At 37.3% G+C, this 18,362-nt stretch carries 11 protein-coding genes; 6 read left to right on the top strand and 5 right to left on the bottom strand.

Going from position 1 to position 18,362, the window contains the following annotated elements; genetic code table 11:
- Nucleotides 1-4: 4 nt before the first annotated feature.
- The 6 genes from ACFIMM_RS06125 to ACFIMM_RS06100 all read left to right on the top strand — a co-directional run bounded on the left by ACFIMM_RS06125 (nucleotide 5) and on the right by ACFIMM_RS06100 (nucleotide 8,556).
- Complete coding sequence (locus ACFIMM_RS06125; RefSeq protein ID WP_375692671.1) at nucleotides 5-397, top strand: cytochrome c-type biogenesis protein CcmH; 393 nt, start codon at nucleotides 5-7, stop codon at nucleotides 395-397.
- Nucleotides 398-615: 218 nt separating this feature from the next.
- A complete protein-coding gene (locus ACFIMM_RS06120) occupies nucleotides 616-2,127 on the top strand; it encodes a Do family serine endopeptidase (protein ID WP_375611163.1) in 1,512 nt (503 codons plus the stop codon).
- Between the two features lie 72 nt (nucleotides 2,128-2,199).
- Complete coding sequence (locus ACFIMM_RS06115) at nucleotides 2,200-2,886, top strand: response regulator transcription factor (RefSeq protein WP_273791552.1); 687 nt, start codon at nucleotides 2,200-2,202, stop codon at nucleotides 2,884-2,886.
- Nucleotides 2,883-4,265: an ATP-binding protein gene (locus ACFIMM_RS06110; protein WP_375610111.1), complete on the top strand. Its 1,383-nt coding sequence runs from the start codon at nucleotides 2,883-2,885 to the stop codon at nucleotides 4,263-4,265. The genes ACFIMM_RS06115 and ACFIMM_RS06110 overlap by 4 nt, the downstream gene beginning before the upstream one ends.
- A 90-nt stretch (nucleotides 4,266-4,355) precedes the next feature.
- Entirely contained in the window at nucleotides 4,356-7,280 is a 2,925-nt protein-coding gene (locus ACFIMM_RS06105; protein WP_375649373.1) for a bifunctional [glutamine synthetase] adenylyltransferase/[glutamine synthetase]-adenylyl-L-tyrosine phosphorylase, read from the top strand.
- A gap of 451 nt (nucleotides 7,281-7,731) precedes the next feature.
- Nucleotides 7,732-8,556, top strand: a complete 825-nt coding sequence (locus ACFIMM_RS06100; protein WP_375612993.1) for an outer membrane protein — start codon at nucleotides 7,732-7,734, stop codon at nucleotides 8,554-8,556.
- 1,364 nt (nucleotides 8,557-9,920) lie between these two features.
- Here the strand turns inward: ACFIMM_RS06100 and ACFIMM_RS06095 are convergent.
- The 5 genes from ACFIMM_RS06095 to ACFIMM_RS06075 form a co-directional block, all read right to left on the bottom strand.
- Nucleotides 9,921-10,805, bottom strand: coding sequence for a metallophosphoesterase family protein (locus tag ACFIMM_RS06095; protein WP_375612992.1), 885 nt, complete (start codon nucleotides 10,803-10,805; stop codon nucleotides 9,921-9,923).
- Between the two features lie 596 nt (nucleotides 10,806-11,401).
- Nucleotides 11,402-13,498 (bottom strand): glutamine amidotransferase, encoded by a 2,097-nt coding sequence (locus tag ACFIMM_RS06090; protein ID WP_375675053.1) that lies wholly within the window; start codon nucleotides 13,496-13,498, stop codon nucleotides 11,402-11,404.
- Nucleotides 13,495-16,293 (bottom strand): DUF4159 domain-containing protein, encoded by a 2,799-nt coding sequence (locus ACFIMM_RS06085; RefSeq protein ID WP_375638068.1) that lies wholly within the window; start codon nucleotides 16,291-16,293, stop codon nucleotides 13,495-13,497. Before ACFIMM_RS06085 ends, ACFIMM_RS06090 begins: the two co-directional genes overlap by 4 nt.
- On the bottom strand, nucleotides 16,290-17,201 hold the full coding sequence (locus ACFIMM_RS06080) for a DUF58 domain-containing protein (RefSeq protein ID WP_375638069.1): 912 nt from the start codon (nucleotides 17,199-17,201) through the stop codon (nucleotides 16,290-16,292). Before ACFIMM_RS06080 ends, ACFIMM_RS06085 begins: the two co-directional genes overlap by 4 nt.
- Nucleotides 17,202-18,233, bottom strand: a complete 1,032-nt coding sequence (locus ACFIMM_RS06075) for an AAA family ATPase (RefSeq protein WP_375612988.1) — start codon at nucleotides 18,231-18,233, stop codon at nucleotides 17,202-17,204.
- Nucleotides 18,234-18,362 lie beyond the last annotated feature (129 nt).

Below are 18,362 nucleotides of genomic sequence, written 5' to 3'. Positions count from 1 at the left end.
TGGATTGTATTTTTTTTTAATTGCAACGTTTCCTTTTCGATTAGCAATAGCAGTAGAGCCGGATGAGATTTTAAAGAATAAGATTCTTGAAGCGCGAGCACGCCATATTTCATCGCATTTACGTTGTCCTGTTTGTCAAAATCAATCAATTGATGATTCAGATTCTGCTTTAGCACGTGATTTACGGCTTTTAATTCGGGAAAGGCTAAAAATGGGCTATAGTAATCAGCAAGTCACTGACTTTCTTGTTGAGCGATATGGTGAATTTATTCTCTTGAAACCACCATTGAATAAGATAACTTGGTTTTTATGGTTCTCGCCTTTGATCATTATTATCATTGGCGTAAGTATCATATTTTTCCACTTCAAACGAAATAATCATGAGTTATGTGAATGAAAAAGAACAGTCAAAAATGTCATTGCATTAAAAAAAATGTTACATAAAAGAAAAAAATCAGATCATCTGCAATGAGCAGACAATCTTATTGTAATTATATTAGGGAATACTGAAACCTTACAAAACTTTAATAATTTAGACAGAAAACGGTAAGGTCTGGTATTTTATAAGTGATCGGAATTGAAATAAAGGTATGATTGAATAGGAGCATAGAATAAATGGTTAAAAAGGCTTTCTTTAAAACATTTGTCGCAGTGAGTTTTTCTGCGATATTGGAAAGTGCACTGTTTTTTAGTGGATGTACATCAAGCTTGTGGATGACAAAGGCTCATGCAAGTTCTGTATTTACTTCGTTAATGCAACAACAGGGATTTGCCGATATTGTTGCTCAAGTGAAACCAGCCGTTGTAGCAGTACAAGTAAAGAGCAATAAAAAGAAAGAAGATAGGTTCTTTAGCAACTTTTTTAGTGGTCCAGGACTTGATCAATTACCAGATCAGCATCCTTTAAAAAGATTTTTTAAAGAGTTTTATGATTTTGATAAACCTAAAAATAAATTTCCGCACCAATCGCAGAGACTCCGTCCTGTTGCTTTTGGATCGGGTTTTTTTATTTCGTCTGATGGTTACATTGTGACCAATGATCATGTGATTTCTGACGGAACAAGTTATACTGTTGTTCTTGATGATGGTACAGAATTGAACGCAAAGCTCATTGGGAAAGACCCCAAAACCGACCTTGCCGTATTAAAAGTGAATGATAAAAGAAAATTTTCTTATGTTGATTTTGGTGATGATTCAAAGCTTCGTGTTGGGGATTGGGTTGTTGCCATTGGGAATCCATTTGGTCTTGGTGGAACTGTGACAGCAGGTATTGTTTCTGCACGTGGACGTGATATTGGCACTGGTGTGTACGATGATTTTATTCAGATTGATGCTGCTGTTAATAGAGGAAACTCTGGTGGTCCAACGTTTGATCTTAATGGAAAGGTTGTTGGGGTTAATACAGCAATTTTTTCTCCTTCTGGAGGAAATGTTGGGATTGCTTTTGCTATTCCAGCAGCGACTGTAAAACAGGTTGTACAACAACTTATTGAAAAAGGTTCAGTTCAACGTGGTTGGTTAGGTGTTCAGATTCAGCCGGTAACAAAGGAGATTTCCGATTCAATAGGATTGAAAGAAGCCAAAGGTGCTTTGGTTACTGATCCGTTAAAAGGACCGGCAGAAAAGGCTGGTATTAAAGCGGGTGATGTAATTATTTCAGTGAATAATGAAAAAGTTGCTGATGCGCGTGAGCTGGCGAAACGTATTGCAAATATTAAACCAGGAGAAATGGTAACCATAGGGATTTGGAGATCAGGTAAGGAGGAGAGTATAAAGGTTAAACTCGCTTCAATGTCTGAAGATGAAAGTAAGAAAGAGACTTCAAAATATTCAAATGGACAGAGTGATTTAGATGAAACATTGGAAGATTATGGTTTGATTGTTATGCCTTCTGATGATGGTGTAGGGGTTGTCGTAACGGATGTCGATACCGATTCAGATGCTGCAGATAAAGGGATACGCCCTGGTGATATCATTGTGACAGTAAATAATAAACCAGTTAAACGAGTCTCTGATATTATTAACACAATCAAAAATGCTCAGCAGTTAGGACGAAAGGCTATACTCTTACAAGTGCGAACAAATGATCAAAATCGTTTTGTTGCTCTTCCAATTTTCAAAAAATAAAGCTTTAGTTGTAGGACAAATATTTATTAAACATTTGTCCTACAACATAATAAAATAATGGAGATACGTTTTATGAAGATACTCGTTATTGAAGATGATCATGAGACGGGGCATTATCTCGAAAAAGCATTTTTGGAAGTAGGGCATTCTGTTGATGTTGCTTATGATGGAGATACGGGATACGCTTTAGCAACCACGGAAAATTATGACGTTATGGTTGTTGACCGAATGCTTTTGCATCGTGATGGTCTTTCTATTATTGCTGAATTGCGCGCTAAAGGCAATGAAACACCGGTTCTTATTCTGTCTGCTTTAGGGCAAGTTAATGATCGTGTAACGGGGCTGCGTGCAGGGGGAGATGATTATTTGACAAAGCCTTATGCTTTTTCTGAACTTCTTGCGCGTGTTGAAGTTTTACAACGGCGGAAAAATCCTAAAGAAGCAGAAACTGTTTACTGTGTAGGTAATCTTGAGCTTGATCGGTTAGCACATACGGTAAAACGAGGTGATAGAAACATTCTATTGCAACCACGAGAGTTTCGTTTACTTGAATATTTGATGCGTTATGCGGGGCAGGTTGTTACACGCACTATGCTTTTGGAAAACGTTTGGAATTACCATTTTGATCCACAAACGAATGTCATTGATGTCCATATCTCTCGTTTGAGAGCCAAAATTGAAAAAGATTTTGATGTTCCCCTTCTCCATACAGTGCGTGGAGCTGGATATATGCTGAAAGTACCAGATAACAAAGCATGAATCGTTTGATTAATATAATGCGCACGACGGCGCTAAGGCTTTCAGCACTTTACATTTTATTGTTTGGATTGGTGGCAACAGGACTTTCTATTTATATGACGGCATTTTCTGCTTCATTGTTAACAGAGCAAACTGAACAGGCTTTACATGAAGAATTAAAGTATATTGAAAATGCTTATAATTATGGGGGATTATCCTTATTAATGCGCACTATTGATTATCGTTCAAGACAACCAGGAGCATTTCTTTATCTTGTTACAGATTCTATGGGGCGTATTTTAGCAGGAAATGTAGCACGTATTGAATTAGGTCTTTTGAATCAGAGTGGTTTTATTTCTACCTCTTTTTTGTATTCCCGTTTTGGAGAACATGGCAAAACAAGTGAACATCGCGCTTTGGCGGTTATTGTTGATTTACCTAATGCTATGAAGATTCTTATAGGACGTGATTTGGATGAGCCAGAACGTTTTGCTGTTGTTATTCGCAAAGCTGTGATCATTGCACTTGCTGCAATGGTTGGAGGCGCTTTACTCATATGGTTTTTTGTTGGCAGGAGAGCTTTACAAAGGATTGATCATGTAACGGCTGCATCACAGCGCTTGATGGATGGTGATTTCAGTGGGCGTTTACCTGTTTCTGGAGTAGGGGATGAGTTTGATCGATTGTCAACCAATCTTAATGTTATGTTAGACCGCATTGAAGAGTTAAATATTGGTTTACGTCAAGTATCAGATAATATTGCTCATGATCTGAAAACGCCGTTAACGCGTCTTAGAAATCGCGCTGAAGAAGCGCTTTCAGGAAATAAGACAAAGCTTGAATATCGTCAGGTCCTTGATAGGGTTATTGCAGAATCAGATCAACTTATTTGTACGTTCAATGCGATTTTAATGATTTCACGTATTGAGGCCAGCAGTGCAATTGAACATCTTGAAATGATGAATATGAAACTGATTATTGAGGATGCTGTTGAGCTTTACGAACCTTTTGCTGAAGAGTCAGGTGTTTTACTTCAGTTGGGAGATATATTTGATAAAGAGCTAAAATTGAATCGTGAGCTTGTTGCACAATCAATTTTTAATCTTATAGATAATGCAATTAAATATGCGCCTAAAGGTGGAAGGCAAGCGAAGGTTTGCTTATCAATGGAATATCGTGATGAACATTTATTAGTTGTTGTGAGCGATAATGGACCAGGAATAGCAGAGGATAAACGTGAAAAAGTGACAGAACGATTTGTTCGTCTTGAAGAAAGCCGCACACAACCTGGGTTTGGGATTGGTTTAAGTATAGCAAAAGCGGTTATGAAGCTTCACGGGGGTGAATTGTTACTTGAAAATGCAAATCCAGGGCTTAGGGCTGTTTTGTTATTTCCTTAAAGATATTTTTCTTCACTTTCATACGTAACAACTATTTTAAAAGTATAAAGCAATAGAAAGGAAAGCAAAATGCTTTTCAAGGGAGCAGAGATGAAACAAGCTTTTTTAAAAACACAGCTTCTCCCTTTATGTCCTCTCGATAAAAGTGGTTCCCAATGGTTAAAAGACATGGAAGAACAAGCAAGGAAAGAAGGTTTAGAATCGCTTGTTTCCATCATTTCAGAGAGTGGAACGCAGATTGATTTTATCAGTTCGGTTATGACCTTATCTCCTTTTTTGCGTGAGGTTTTAATTGCCAACCCATCATATCTTAGTGCTTTATTAAATGTTGATATAGAAACAAGGCTGAGCGAAATTATAGATGATATTACAGCTATTGATAAAGATGAAGCTATAAATGAAACTTCATTGATGGCTGCTTTAAGGCGCAAAAAACGAGAAGCGCATGTTCTTATTGCTTTAGCTGATTTGGGTGGTGTTTTTACTTACGAAGTTTCATGTGCTTGGTTGACACGTTTGGGCGAAGCAGCATTAAGTGTAGCACTACGTTTTCTATTAAGAGAAGCGCATGATCATGGTAAGATCAATTTATTAAGCCGTGAGAATCCAGAAAAAGACTGTGGTTTAATTATTTTAGGGATGGGAAAGTTAGGAGCAGGGGAACTTAATTATTCTTCTGATATTGATCTTATTGTTTTCATTGATGAAACATCACCTCATATTGGTAATCTTTCTGAAAGTGTTGACGTATTTTCTAAAATGGTACGCCGATTAATCCGTATCATTCAAGAACGCACTGCGGAAGGATATGTTTTTCGTCTTGATTTTCGTCTTCGTCCAGATCCAGGTTCAACCCCTTTGGCCTTACCAGTAAGGACTGCATTGCGTTATTACGAAGGGCGTGGGCAAAATTGGGAACGAGCAGCCATGATTAAAGCACGTCCAGTTGCTGGTGATAAGAGGGCAGGTTTTAACTTTCTCAAAGAGCTTTTTCCCTATGTGTGGCGGAAATATTTAGATTATGCTGCTATTGCTGATATTCATTCGATCAAACGTCAAATTCATGCGCATAAAAATTACGGTCAAATTGCAGCTTATGGGCATAATATAAAGTTAGGTCGTGGTGGTATTCGTGAGATTGAGTTTTTTGTTCAGACACAGCAGCTCATTGCTGGTGGACGTTTTCCTCAATTACGTGGACGTCAGACAGTTGCAATGTTAGCAGAACTTCACACGCTTGGTTGGATCAGTGAGAAAACGAGAAATAGCCTTATAAAAAGTTATGCTTTTCTTCGAAATGTGGAACATCGTATTCAAATGCTTTTCGATGAACAAACACATCTTCTTCCAAATGATACTGCTCAATTCACGAGTGTTGCCTATTTAATGGGTTATCAAGACAGGAGCAGTTTTATCCGTGATTTATTAAAAACACTTCAGATTGTTGAAAAACATTATGCTGCACTGTTTGAGAATGAGCAAGAACTTGGTTTAGAAATTGGTAATTTAGTTTTTACCGGTGAAGAAGATGATCCGGAGACATTAATAACGTTAAGCCGTTTAGGCTTCGAAAGAGCAAGTGATATTTGTCGTATTATGCGCACGCTCCATTTTGGTCGTTATAAAGCAACGCAATCAGCCGAAGCACGCGAGAGATTAACGGAATTAACACCAGCTCTTTTGAAAGCTTTTGGTGGGACAAAACGAGCTGATGAGGCGATGTTACGTTTTGATGGTTTTTTACAGGGCTTACCTTCAGGAATTCAGCTTTTTAGTCTTTTGCAGTCTAATCCTTCTCTTTTGGATATGCTTGTCCTTATTATGGGGGCTGCTCCACGTCTTGCAGAAATTATTGCACGCAGGTCCCATGTTTTTGATGGAATGTTAGATCCGAATATTCTTTCAGAATTACCGACCAAAACGTACTTAGAAAAACGGCTTGAATATTTTCTTGAAAATGTTCTTTCTTATGAGGAAATTCTTGATCATTTAAGGATTTTTGCAGATGAACAACGTTTTTTGATTGGTATTCGAATTTTAAACGGTACAATTACAGGAGAAAGAGCGGGTTTTGCTTTTACTGCGCTTGCTGATCTTATGATTACAAAAACATTTGCTACCGTTCAAGAGGAATTTTCTCGTCTTCATGGTCGTATTAAAGGAGGGCGTGTTGGCATATTGGGTATGGGGAAGCTTGGAAGTCGCGAATTAACAGCAGATTCCGATGTTGACCTCGTTTTGCTTTATGAACACGATGATGATGCAGAAATATCTGATGGAGAAAAGCCTCTTTATATCTCTCAATATTATACGCGTTTAGCACAGCGCCTCGTTTCTGCTTTATCCACTCTTACAAGCCAAGGTATTCTTTATGTCGTTGATTTAAGGTTACGGCCATTAGGCAATAAAGGACCTATTGCTGTTTCTTTTCCATTTTTTAAAAAGTATTATCGCCAAGAAGCATGGATATGGGAATATCTTGCTTTAACAAGGGCTCGAGGCATTGCAGGAGACCCTGATTTTTTACAAAAGCTAGAAAATGAAGTGTGTGCAATTATTGCTATTTCTCGTGATAAGAAGGAAGTTGCAAAAGAAGTATGTGAAATGCGTGCCTTGATTGCAAAAGAAAAGCCGCCAAAAAATCAATGGGATTTAAAAACGATGTCTGGTGGCATTATGGATTTGGAGTTTATTGCTCAATTTTCTCTTATTACGCATGTCATTGAGTTTCAAATTGGAGCGACGACAGCGGATATTTTAGATCACTTACCAAACAGTTTTCTTAATCAGTCATGTATTGCTGATTTACATTATGCCTATCGTCTTTATACAAATTTGAGTCAAATTATACGGCTTTGCTTAAATGATTCTCTTGATCCCAATGACATGCCACCTGGATTAAGTGACCTTTTGTTGAATAGTGTTGGGGAACCTGATTTGCTTCGTGTTGAAAAATTAATTGCAGAAACTGGGCAATTGGTCTGTTCAGTTTTTACAAAAATCATGAAATATTAAAATAATTCTATAAGAATAAATAAAAATTATTAATTCCATTTTTATATATTAATTTTTGTCTTTCATTTCATAGACGCTTGAGAGGGTTAGAGTGAAGTTCTCTACTGTTTTTTCAAGTGTGATGAAAAAATTCTCCATTCTAGGTATCATTCTTTATACAAAAAGCGGTGAGTGATTAATTTAGTGAATCATATTTTTTATGAGCGTTATCTCATTTTTTCAAAAAATTGACATTATAATTATTTATATAATTCCAAGTAATAATGATCAATATGAAGCTATAAAAGCTACTATAGATTAATAGCTTCTGGAAATTATAAATAATATTTAAGCTTTATTTAAAACTAATTTTAATTTTTTAACTGTGTCATTTTTGCTATAGATTTTTTCAAAAAATTGTGAAACGATTTACCATTATTTATGTATCACATTAGCTTTTAGGGGAGCAATTATGATTACAAAGTATTTAGCCTCGACATCTATATTTTCTTTAATTTCAATTTCTGTAGTACAGGCGTCGGATATCGTTATTCCTGAACAACCTGTTCCTGTTATTCCAGCACCTGCTTTGTCTTGGACAGGATTTTATCTTGGAGGACAGATTGGTAACTTTTCAGGTAAAACAACTGCAAGTTATTTAAAACATGAGACAGGGATATGGAATCCAATTGGAAAGGAGAATTTACCTAAACTTTCTGGTTTTATCGGGGGAGTTTATGCAGGTTCCAATATTGATATCGATAATAGTTTTATTATAGGTATTGATACAGATATTATGTGGTTTGGTAAAAAGGATTCTAAAGATGTCAATCTACCGAAAAAAAGTCCAACTGAAGAAACACCAAAACTTGTAGAAAAAACAAGTCTAACAAGAGATTTGCATGAGGAGGATTCGACAACACCTATTAAAGCTGTACGTCATACTTTAAAACAAAAATGGGCTGGTGCTACACGGGTGAGAGTTGGTTTTGCGATTGAGCGTATGATGCCTTATATTTCTGGAGGGATTGCTTATACGCAGCTTCAGAATATTTTTGCGGCAGTAGCTGATAGCAAAAATGGAGAAGTTGATTTTTCTGATTGGTTGCATGATGAAAAAAAGACCATGATTGGTTATACCCTTGGAGGTGGTATTGATTTTGCAATGACTGATAATATTATTGTACGTGCAGAATATCGTTATTCAGATTTTGGCAAAAAGAAGTTCATACAGGATAAATTTGAAATGGGCTACAAGACAAATGATTTTCGTGTGGGTGTAGCTTATAAATTTTAATTTTTTGCAGAATTAAACACTTCAAAAGTCTCATTTTCGAATGAGGCTTTTATTTTTCAGATATGTTCTAGTAAATATCCTTTACTCAAAAGAGCTACTATTTTATTCGAACAATACTTTGATTTGTAAACATAAATTACTTTTTGTCATGTTGAGTGAGAGACCCAAGTGTCATAAGATTTTCTCATTTTAATTGAACCGATCAAAACCATGTCTTTTGCACGTCAAAAAGAGGGGGCGTCGTGAGATAAAAACATTAAAGAAAGAATAAAAATGCTTCTTATGAACCATTTTAAGTGCTAAAGGCTGTCGCTACATTAGGGGGTGGCAAAGTGTGAGATTTTGATACTAGCTTGCTTTTCCATAAACGTGAAGATGGTGTTGCTAAATGGACTTAACATTACATCATTCATAGGTACCGTCGGGAAATGGGTTTGGGTGCTTTAAAAGATGCTTTTTTAAACCAACATGTGAATTGGCAAGCTAATGGCATTTTATTTTATTTGAAAGATTTTTCATACAATCAACTTTTCTGTTTTGCGGTATCGTAAAATATTTTATTTAATAACAAAAAGCTCGCAAAAAAACTCTAAAGAACGTAAAATTACATCCGCAATATAATTCAATAATAAAATAATTATAAAGAGTATTATAAAGTGATTTATAGGAAAAAATAGAGAGAAAATTAGGAATTTATTGAGACATAAAAAACATTATTACCTATGTCTGTTATCGAAATATAATCTATTATTTTCCTAATTTTTTAATGTACGATAATAAATTTCGAGTGAAATAGTAATGGATCATTTCAAATCTATTTACGATAAATCAATCAACATCATTTGTTTATGAATCACAAGTAGGTTGGGTTATTTAAATTATATACTTTAGTTATTATTTGGCTTTTTTAGCCATTGATTTTCAGGTATAGAAGCTGAATGAGCTTCTCTATTATTCTATAAAATATCATCATTGTAATAATATAAGGATTTTAGGCATTAGATGCTTTTGGAGGAGTGGATGATGAAATTCAAAGCAGGGTTTATGTGTAGAGCTTTGTGAAGTAAATCACATGCGCAATTAGCAGCTGGAACCCGTGAGACAAGAATCCGAATTATTTATAAATCAGATGTGGTAGAATTTTCGTCCTTTAGAGCGGGAAGGAAGAAAACCGATAAGTTTGTAAAAAGCTAGTCACATAAGTGGGGCAGCAGATGGAACTGTCTGAGAAAAATTGATCTATTGACAGAGAAGGTGAAACTTTATCTTTTAAGGAGAAAAAGGGAAATAAGAATTATGATTTCCAAAGGGATGTGAAATAAAAATGTTTTTATTTTTGGTTGTTTGGGCAACTATGAAGGTGTTTAAAGATTAATTTTTTCAGTACATGCAATCTCGTTTTTGGGGTTGATAATGCTATAACGTTGTAATTGGCAATGCCATTGATTTTGTAAGCGTTCAATGGAAAATAAATTAAAGCCTGCGGGCGGTTTTTTATCACCAAAAGCTTGTGATGCGGAAGGAACACCAACAATAGGAATTTTTTTAATTGGTCCTTCAATGTAATTCAATGTGGGTAAATGAGTATGTCCGTGAAGAATAAGCTCACAACCGTGGTATTTGATAATGTCTAGAAAACGTTTTATATCCCGTAGTTTTTTATGCCAAGACGTTGCCTTTGGAAAGGGGGGGTGGTGAATCATGACGACACGAAAAAGGTTGCGCTGTGCTGCTTCCTTTAAAAAGAGCGGTAAAGTTTGCGCTTGCATTTTACCAAAATAGCCAGAAGCTTGAAAAGGCAATGTCGCAATGGCTGAAGAAGCTGCTATGATGGCAACATCTTTGCGAATGCGCATATAAGGAAAGGCACTTTTTTGAGGGATGTCACCTGTAATCCAAGGTTTAAAGAGAGTGCATGCTTTTTGTAAAGCGCCGCGGACATAGGCATCGTGATTTCCAAATGTCAAAGAAATATCTTGAGGTTTTCCTAGGTTAAGTAGCCAACGATGAGCTTGTACAAATTCTTTATCGAGAGCAAGATTTACAAGATCACCAGAGATCACAAGGTGATCAGGTTTTGTTTTGTTCAAGGCATCTATTAAAGTTTCTAGGACATCTGTTGCCATCTGACTCTTACGTTTTTTTTGCCAGTTCAGATAACCGGTAAGACGTTTCCCAGAAAGTTCAAAAAGGGAAGGTTGCGGGAGAGGGGAAAGATGTACATCCGATATATGGGCAAGATAAAACATAAAAGCTCGTAAAGTATTAAAAACGATTTAAAGAATAAACATAAGATAAGTTAGTGCTTAAAGGCAAGAAAGATTGTAAAATGAAAATTAGCTTGCAAAAAAGAATGTCTCAAGCGGAATGTTCCAAATAGAATATCCCTAATAAAATATCATTGTGTTGTAGATTCACATATTTGTAAAAAAAACATTTCTCAATGCGTTTGAGCTAATTTCACGATGGTACTCGATATTATAATGGAAAGCTTCTGTGAACTATATAGGGCTTACTGTACACTACCATCTCTACACTTATACAAGGTGCAAATAAAAAACATCATACTATTTTCCCCCAATTTTATGAAAATCCTTGCTTTGCTTTAATAGGATTCATAAGAGGTATTTCACTCTTTTCTTCAATGGTTTCTATCCATACAGCATCCCTTCTAATAATACGCAAGAGAATGTTTTTTATTGTTTTAATATGAGGATATTGGAAATAAGGAGAATTCCACTGTATTTTGAGTTATAAATCAATACGTTATCTAATTACAAAAGACAAGTAAATACGTAAAAAGATAAGCTGAATTTTAAAACTATTATACGAAATCTCAGACTTTTTAACGGCCTTCATAATACCACATGCTGCTCAACAGTAAAAGGCAAGCAAGCAGTGCAAAAAAACCAGAAAATATCGAAAAATAAAAGGTATTGATTAAACGGGTTTCTGTTGCTTCTTTCAGAACAATTGAATGTGCTGGGGAAGAGGACGGACTTGTTTTTGATTGAATCAGCTTAAATGGAGGAAGATGAATGTTTTCTTTTCCTTCAGGGTGTAAACGTCCGATGTAGCCACCAGTGTGCTTAATAATGGGGGCTAGTTTTTCTTGTGTTGAAATCAAGTCAAACAACTCAAGATTATCGAGCATCCCTACAGAAGAAAGTATTGTTAAACCGCCATTTTTAATGTTAAAAATTCCTGTCTCATCAGTGGTCACAGTTGCAGTAAAAAGGCCTTCTTTCTCTTTGGTCAGAGTAATATTTTCTTTTTTTCCAGAGGGAAAGATTATTTCAGCGGGTTCTGGATGGTCTTTTAGAGTTTGGCGGCGAATTGTTAAATGATGATGGCTGCTAGTCGCACTTAATTTTTCTTCCTCAAGTTCTGGTTCTTTCATGAGCCAATGGGCAATACGACGATAAAGAGCAGCATAAGGACCACCGCCTTCGAAACCTCGTGCCCAAAGCCAACTTTCATCAGAAAGCAACATGCCCACACGTCCTTTATCAACATGGGAGAGAAGTAAAAGTGGTTGTTCATCCGCTCCTTTCATGAGGGCGATTCCGTTATTTATGTTTTGAATAGCAATTTGTCGCAACCATTGCCCCCATTGAGAAGCGGGAAGGTTAAGTGTTGCAAGACCCCTTGTGACAGGATGGCGCTCACCTTCTTTGGTTAATGTGGGGCGAAAAGGTTTTTCAATAATAGTTCCATTGGGCAATGCCGGTAGAATGCTTATTAAAGGTGTTTTCGCAAGTGAGTTTTTTTGGGTAAATTCAGGTCCTGTTACCATCAACAATGCACCCCCCTTTTGTACATATTGGGCGATATAATCATAATAGATTAAGGGGAGAACAGTAGAGTGCTGGTAGCCATCAAGGATGATGAGATCAAAGTTATTAATTTCTTCAACAAAGAGTTTTCTTGTGGGAAAGACCACTAAGGATAATTGGCTTGAGGGCGTATTATCTGCTTTGGTGGGGGGACGCAAAATAGTAAAGTGAACAAGATCAATATTGGAGTCACCTTTCAAAAGGTCTCGCCATGTCCGTTCTCCATTATAAGGAGCACCTGAAATAAGAAGAACGCGTAAATTTTCTCTGATTCCTTCAATAATTGTTATGGCGCGGTTGTTTTCCAAGCTTAGTTCACCTTTGTGTGGATCAGTTATAACTTGGATAATATTTTTTTCAGCATGAGGAAGGGTAATTTCAGTTTGAAAAATCACGCCAGGAGTTACAGAATAATGGCCAATGTCTTGTCCATTGACGCTTAGTGTAATATTTGCTTTCTCTGATATTGTTTTTTTGGCGGGGCCTTTATCTTCTACCAAAATGGAGAGCGTTTGTGGTTTGTTGACAAGGGCAAAGCGTGGAGGAGAAATAAACTTGATTTGGCGATCAAATTCATCTGAGTATCCTGTAATCAGGGCATTGAGAGGTGCTTCATGATGAAGGTCTGATAGGTCAGGGATGTCATGCACTTGTCCATCGGTGATAAAAATGGTTCCTGCATAACGAGAGAACGGTACATCAGATAGTGCTTGTGTTAAAGCTTCAAACAAATTCGTTGAGGGTGCATATCGATTATCAGCAAGTTTCCCAGCTTCAATAAAGCGTGGTTCAAATTGTGGATAATGCGCCAGTGTTTCGACTAATTGCCTGCGCGCTTCATCACTATCATTTGTACGTGTTCCAAATGATTGGCTTTTGCTGCGGTCAATGACAATGCCTACTGTGCTTTTCAGTGGTTCGCGCTGTTCTTTTATGATCATTGGATTGAGCAAAGCAAGGATAAGGGCGCTTAATGCCATCAGACGAAATAAAGAACCTTGCCGTAGCGTAACAAGACCAACAACGACAAAAAGAATCGATATTCCGCTTAAGAGCAGAATCCAAAAGAGTGGTAAAAAAGGCTGAAAAGTGAAAAATGATATCATTGCCTTCTTTCTCTTTTAAAGCGTTCCAAGAGTGCTGGAACATGCACTTGATCCGCTTTATAGTTTCCTGTAAGCACATAAAGGACAATATTTAAACCTGCACGAAATGCCCATAGACGTTGCATTGGATCATTGGGAACAAGGGGATATTTCCATGCCCCTTTTTCATCGAGTGCCCAAGCCCCAGCAAAGTTATTTGCGGTGATGAGAAGGGAGCTTACGTTATCGCCGTTGGCAAGAGAGTTTTTATTTTTTTTGTTTGTTGATGAGGATTCAACCCATAAAGGTGAACCACGGTAGAGACCAGGAAAATCTGGCATAATATAAAAAGAACGTGCAACAACATGATCTGTTGATGCTGGCTCAATGGATGGAATATTTAACTTTTTTAAGATATCTCGTAATCTTTGCGTTTCTGGAGTAGCGTCTCCTTCAAGATTAAGATTGCTCTTTATCTGATCGCGCGTGTCAAATAAAATTGTTCCCCCATGTTTCATAAAGTTATTTATTTTTTCAAGGCTTTTGGGGGTTGGTATAGGACTCTTAACATCAATTGGCCAGTAAATAAGAGGATAAAAAGAGAGTTCATCTTTATCGAGATCAAGTGCTGTAACAGAGCCAAGGGTAAGCATTGTGCGCTCTGCGATAAATTGACTTAACGCTTCTAGACCACTTTTACTCGTTGTATCAATTTCATGATTATTGGTTATAACATAGGCAAGATGTGTTGCGCCAGCAGCTTGTACACTATCATGATGATTTTCTTTCGTTTGTGCATGAAGAGTTGGATCATATGAAAACAAGGCAATAAGACTTATAAAGGGGACGAGAAACATATTACGCCGTTTCATGAAAGAAAAAATATCTCCCATCCATAAAATGAGAAAATTGTCAAAGGCGAATAATAAGATGGCTAATCCTAAAAGTGGACCGATAAGATTTTTTTCTTTTGTATCGTAAGATAAAGGGCTTTTATTAAGAGAAGTTGGCAATGATGATTGTTTCATCAAGTGCGACGAATGAGTTAAGAGATTGAGTGCATAAAAATTGTTTTTGGCACCATAAAGTCCTGGGGGAGTATGGTAGGAAGGATGGGGTGGATTTTGAGAGTCAAAGATCAAAGGAACAACATCAGAGGGTGGTACTTGTAATTGTCCGTCAATGGCTATAGTTCGCCAAGGGTTTTGTATCACTGTTCTTTTTTCTCTGTGTGTTAGGTTTGTGTTTTCGTTAGAACCTAATGTGATTAATTTTTGCAGCATTTGTGCAAAAAAGCCAGAAAGAGGAAGGTTAGACCATGTTGGGTCAGGAGCAACATGAATGAGAATGAGGGTTCCTTTACCACGTTTTGCTGCGGTAACAAGAGGAGTTCCATCCGAAAGGCTAAGCCACGTTTTTTCAAAAAGATCTGGGGTTGGTTCTGCGAGGATTTGGCGCGAGACAGTAACATCTCCTGGAAAGGGAAGACCAAAGAAAAAGCTATTTTTTGCAAAAGGGGCAAGCTTTTGTGGTTTTGTCCAAGACATAATACTTCCAAGGGAACGTTGACCTGGGCGCAGTGGTATCGGAAGAAGGTTATCGTAATGTTCTGCGCTACTGAGTTTTTCTCCTGCAAAGCGGATGAGTGTTCCCCCTTTATTCACAAAATCAGAAAGTTTTTTTTCTGCTTTTGGGGGTATGTTAACAATGTCACCCATAATCAAAACAGATGGATTTTGTTTAAGCAAATGATCAATATCCGTTGAAAGTTCTCTTCCACCGGCTGTTATAAGCTGTGTATGACCTTGTAAGGCTTTGATAATGTAATAAAATGGAGCAAGTAAAGGCTGTGCCATTTCATTGGTATCGGGTGAGAGAAGAGCAACACGGCTTATCCTGTTATGGCTATCTACCAAGAAGGTTGCAGCAGCATGGTTTTGATTGTTTATTTTTATCCAAGCGATATCATTGCGTAGTTCAAGTGGTACATTAAAAGGAACAAGTGCTGTTGTTTCTCCTTCAGAGAACTTGTTCGTAAATTGACCGAGAAGTTGATTATTTGAATCGTAAAGGCTGAGTATAGCGGGAGTATTACTGTGTGTTGTTGAGCGGATAATACGCGCGCCCATGTTTCCATTATTATTTTCTATGGATGTTATGCCGGTTAAATCGGAAATATCAGTCAAATACCACAAGAAGTTTCTAGGTTTTAATTCTTCAAGAAGAGCAAAAGCTTGCTCATCTTCATTTGTTTGTAATCCATCACTTAAATAAGCAATATCAAGAGGTTTTCCTTTGGTTCTTTCGCTGAGTTTTTTGAAGGCATGCACACGGTTGACAGGCCAAGGACGCGGTTGCAAATGCATTAAATGCTGTTTTATAATCTTGGCTGGTTGGGGCTCTATATTGGAGATATTATTTTCAGCCGTTGCAACAAGATAAATATTTTTTTGCTGTTTTTCTGCCTGTGCAAGGAGCATTTCAGCGATAGAGATGCGCTGTTTCCATTCTTTTACAGAAACCCAACCATTATCAATAATGAGTGCAAGGGGTTGAGATCCGGAAAAGCTTATTGGTTTTTGATTCCAAGTGGGGCGTGCTAGAGCTATGATAACAAGTGCCGCTATGGTTAAACGCAACAAGAGCAACCACCAAGGTGTATGTTTTGCTGTTTCTTGTTGATGAGTTGGTTTGGGTAAGAAGCGAAAAGGGGGAAAAAGCTCTTTACGCGGAGATGGAGGAGTTATCCGCAACAGCCACCAAATGACCGGTAGGAACAAAAGCCCTAGTAACAGAAAGGGAGCAGCAAAACTCAAAGTGCCCTCCTTTTTTGCAATGGAGAGTCGCTCATTGTATTTGCAAGATGAAAAATGGTCTCTGTTAAAGGTTGATCTGTTGTACTAACGTGATAAGACCATCCTTGGCGTGCGCAAAAATTTACCAATTCTTGTCGCCTTGCGTGATATAGTTTACAATAGCTCTTACGAAGATCTTCTGCTTTAGTGGAAACATGTTTCTCTTTCGTTTCGGGATCCAAAAATTCTGTGTGACCTGTGTAGGGAAAGCTTTCTTCTGCGGGATCAGAAATTTCAATTAAATGCGCTGTCACTTGTTTTGTAGTTAAAACGGTTAAATGTTGGATGATTTTTTCAGGATAGTCGAGAAAATCACTCATTATAATGACATGTGAAAAGCGTGTAATCGTTGAAAAATCCGGAAATAAATTTTCATCTGAATGATTTTCTAAAGCAAAGGCTATTCGTTCTACGACATTGGATGTCATTGTGGGGGACATTAAGTTAGGAATAGCAATATGTTCGCCACTGCGTGCAAGAAGGGATGCCAAGGTAAGGGTAAGAATAATGGCATGATTACCTTTAGAGATTTTAGAAAAGCGCGAACAGTAATGCATTGATGCGCTCTGATCAGGACAAAGCCAAACGGTTTGTGTCATTTGCCATTCATGTTCACGGAGATATGTATTTTCATCACGCGCTGAGCGACGCCAGTCAATGCGGCTAATGGATTCTCCTTCCATATAGGGACGAAATTGCCAAAAGTTTTCCCCATTACCGCTTTTACGTTGTCTATGCCATCCGGTTATCAATGTATTAGCGATATGACGCGCTTGTAAAAGGAAATATGGCATTTTGCCAGTATCCTTATGCAGTTCATTTGCCAGCGACAATGGAGGCTTTTGTAAAACTTTTTTGCCAAGAGCCATTCAAAGAGCATCTTTCACAAGGTTATTAATAATATCTTTTACGGTTATATCTTCAGCACGGGCAGAAAAATTAAGAGCCATGCGGTGTTGTAATACAGGATAGGCCAATGCTTCAACATCATCAAGTGAAGGGGCTAAGCGTCCATAATAAAGAGCACGGGCGCGAACACAAAGTGAAAGGGCTTGTGATGCCCGTGGACCAGGTCCCCAAGAAACATAAGTATTAGCAAGGCTATTGTCTTTATGAGGGCGAGATGAGCGGACAATTTTTAAAATAGCTTCGATCACACTTTCTGAAAGAGGCATTTTGCGAACGATATTTTGAATTTTTTGCAATTTTTTGCCGGATAAAATTGGTTTTGCATTTGATTTTTTTTCTTTTGTTGTTTCTAAAATAATCCGTCGCTCTGTTGTGAGGTCAGGATAGTCAATATCGATTTGCATCAAAAAGCGATCCAGTTGTGCTTCAGGAAGTGGATAGGTCCCTTCTTGTTCGAGAGGATTTTGCGTTGCAAGAACATGAAAAGGTTGTGGCAAATCATAACGGTTACCTGCAACAGTAACATGATATTCTTGCATAGCTTGTAAAAGGGCTGACTGTGTCCGTGGGGAAGCACGATTGATTTCATCGGCCATGAGAAGTTGCGTAAAAATAGGACCTTGAATGTATCGAAAAGAACGTTTACCGTCTTTATCGGAATCCATAATTTCAGAACCAATAATATCCGATGGCATTAAGTCAGGAGTGAATTGGATGCGTTTTTCATCAAGCCCTAAGACTGTTCCCAATGTTTCAACAAGACGTGTTTTTGCAAGTCCTGGAGCACCGACAAGAAGGGCGTGACCACCAGCAAAAATAGCGATTAAAGCATATTCGATTACCTGATTTTGCCCAAAAATAACTTTGTCAATTTCTTTTTGTAAAATATCCAATTCTTTGTGTGCCGTATCAATATCATCAATAATGACTTGAGCTTCATGATTGATATTGACCTTTTTTATAGAATTGGATGATGGATCATGTTGACTCATATTTCTTCCTTAAGGCGTTTGTCGCAAAAATGGTAATTTTCTCTGCATGATAATGGATATCTTATTGTTTGTAACAGAAAATGAGAAGAAATGAAGTATCATATGCCGTTTTTTTTCATATTCGTATAG

The sequence above is a fragment of the Bartonella sp. AP258QHHD genome (assembly GCF_042196145.1).
Classification (GTDB): domain Bacteria; phylum Pseudomonadota; class Alphaproteobacteria; order Rhizobiales; family Rhizobiaceae; genus Bartonella.
This window is presented reverse-complemented; position numbering and strand designations above follow the sequence as displayed.

Coding starts and splice junctions, on each gene's coding strand:
- ACFIMM_RS06075 (WP_375612988.1), bottom strand. CDS start 18,233: ATGAGTCAACATGATCCATCATCCAATTCTATAAAAAAGGTCAATATC.
- ACFIMM_RS06115 (WP_273791552.1), top strand. CDS start 2,200: ATGAAGATACTCGTTATTGAAGATGATCATGAGACGGGGCATTATCTC.
- ACFIMM_RS06090 (WP_375675053.1), bottom strand. CDS start 13,498: ATGATATCATTTTTCACTTTTCAGCCTTTTTTACCACTCTTTTGGATT.
- ACFIMM_RS06120 (WP_375611163.1), top strand. CDS start 616: ATGGTTAAAAAGGCTTTCTTTAAAACATTTGTCGCAGTGAGTTTTTCT.
- ACFIMM_RS06105 (WP_375649373.1), top strand. CDS start 4,356: ATGAAACAAGCTTTTTTAAAAACACAGCTTCTCCCTTTATGTCCTCTC.
- ACFIMM_RS06080 (WP_375638069.1), bottom strand. CDS start 17,201: ATGGCTCTTGGCAAAAAAGTTTTACAAAAGCCTCCATTGTCGCTGGCA.
- ACFIMM_RS06095 (WP_375612992.1), bottom strand. CDS start 10,805: ATGTTTTATCTTGCCCATATATCGGATGTACATCTTTCCCCTCTCCCG.
- ACFIMM_RS06110 (WP_375610111.1), top strand. CDS start 2,883: ATGAATCGTTTGATTAATATAATGCGCACGACGGCGCTAAGGCTTTCA.
- ACFIMM_RS06100 (WP_375612993.1), top strand. CDS start 7,732: ATGATTACAAAGTATTTAGCCTCGACATCTATATTTTCTTTAATTTCA.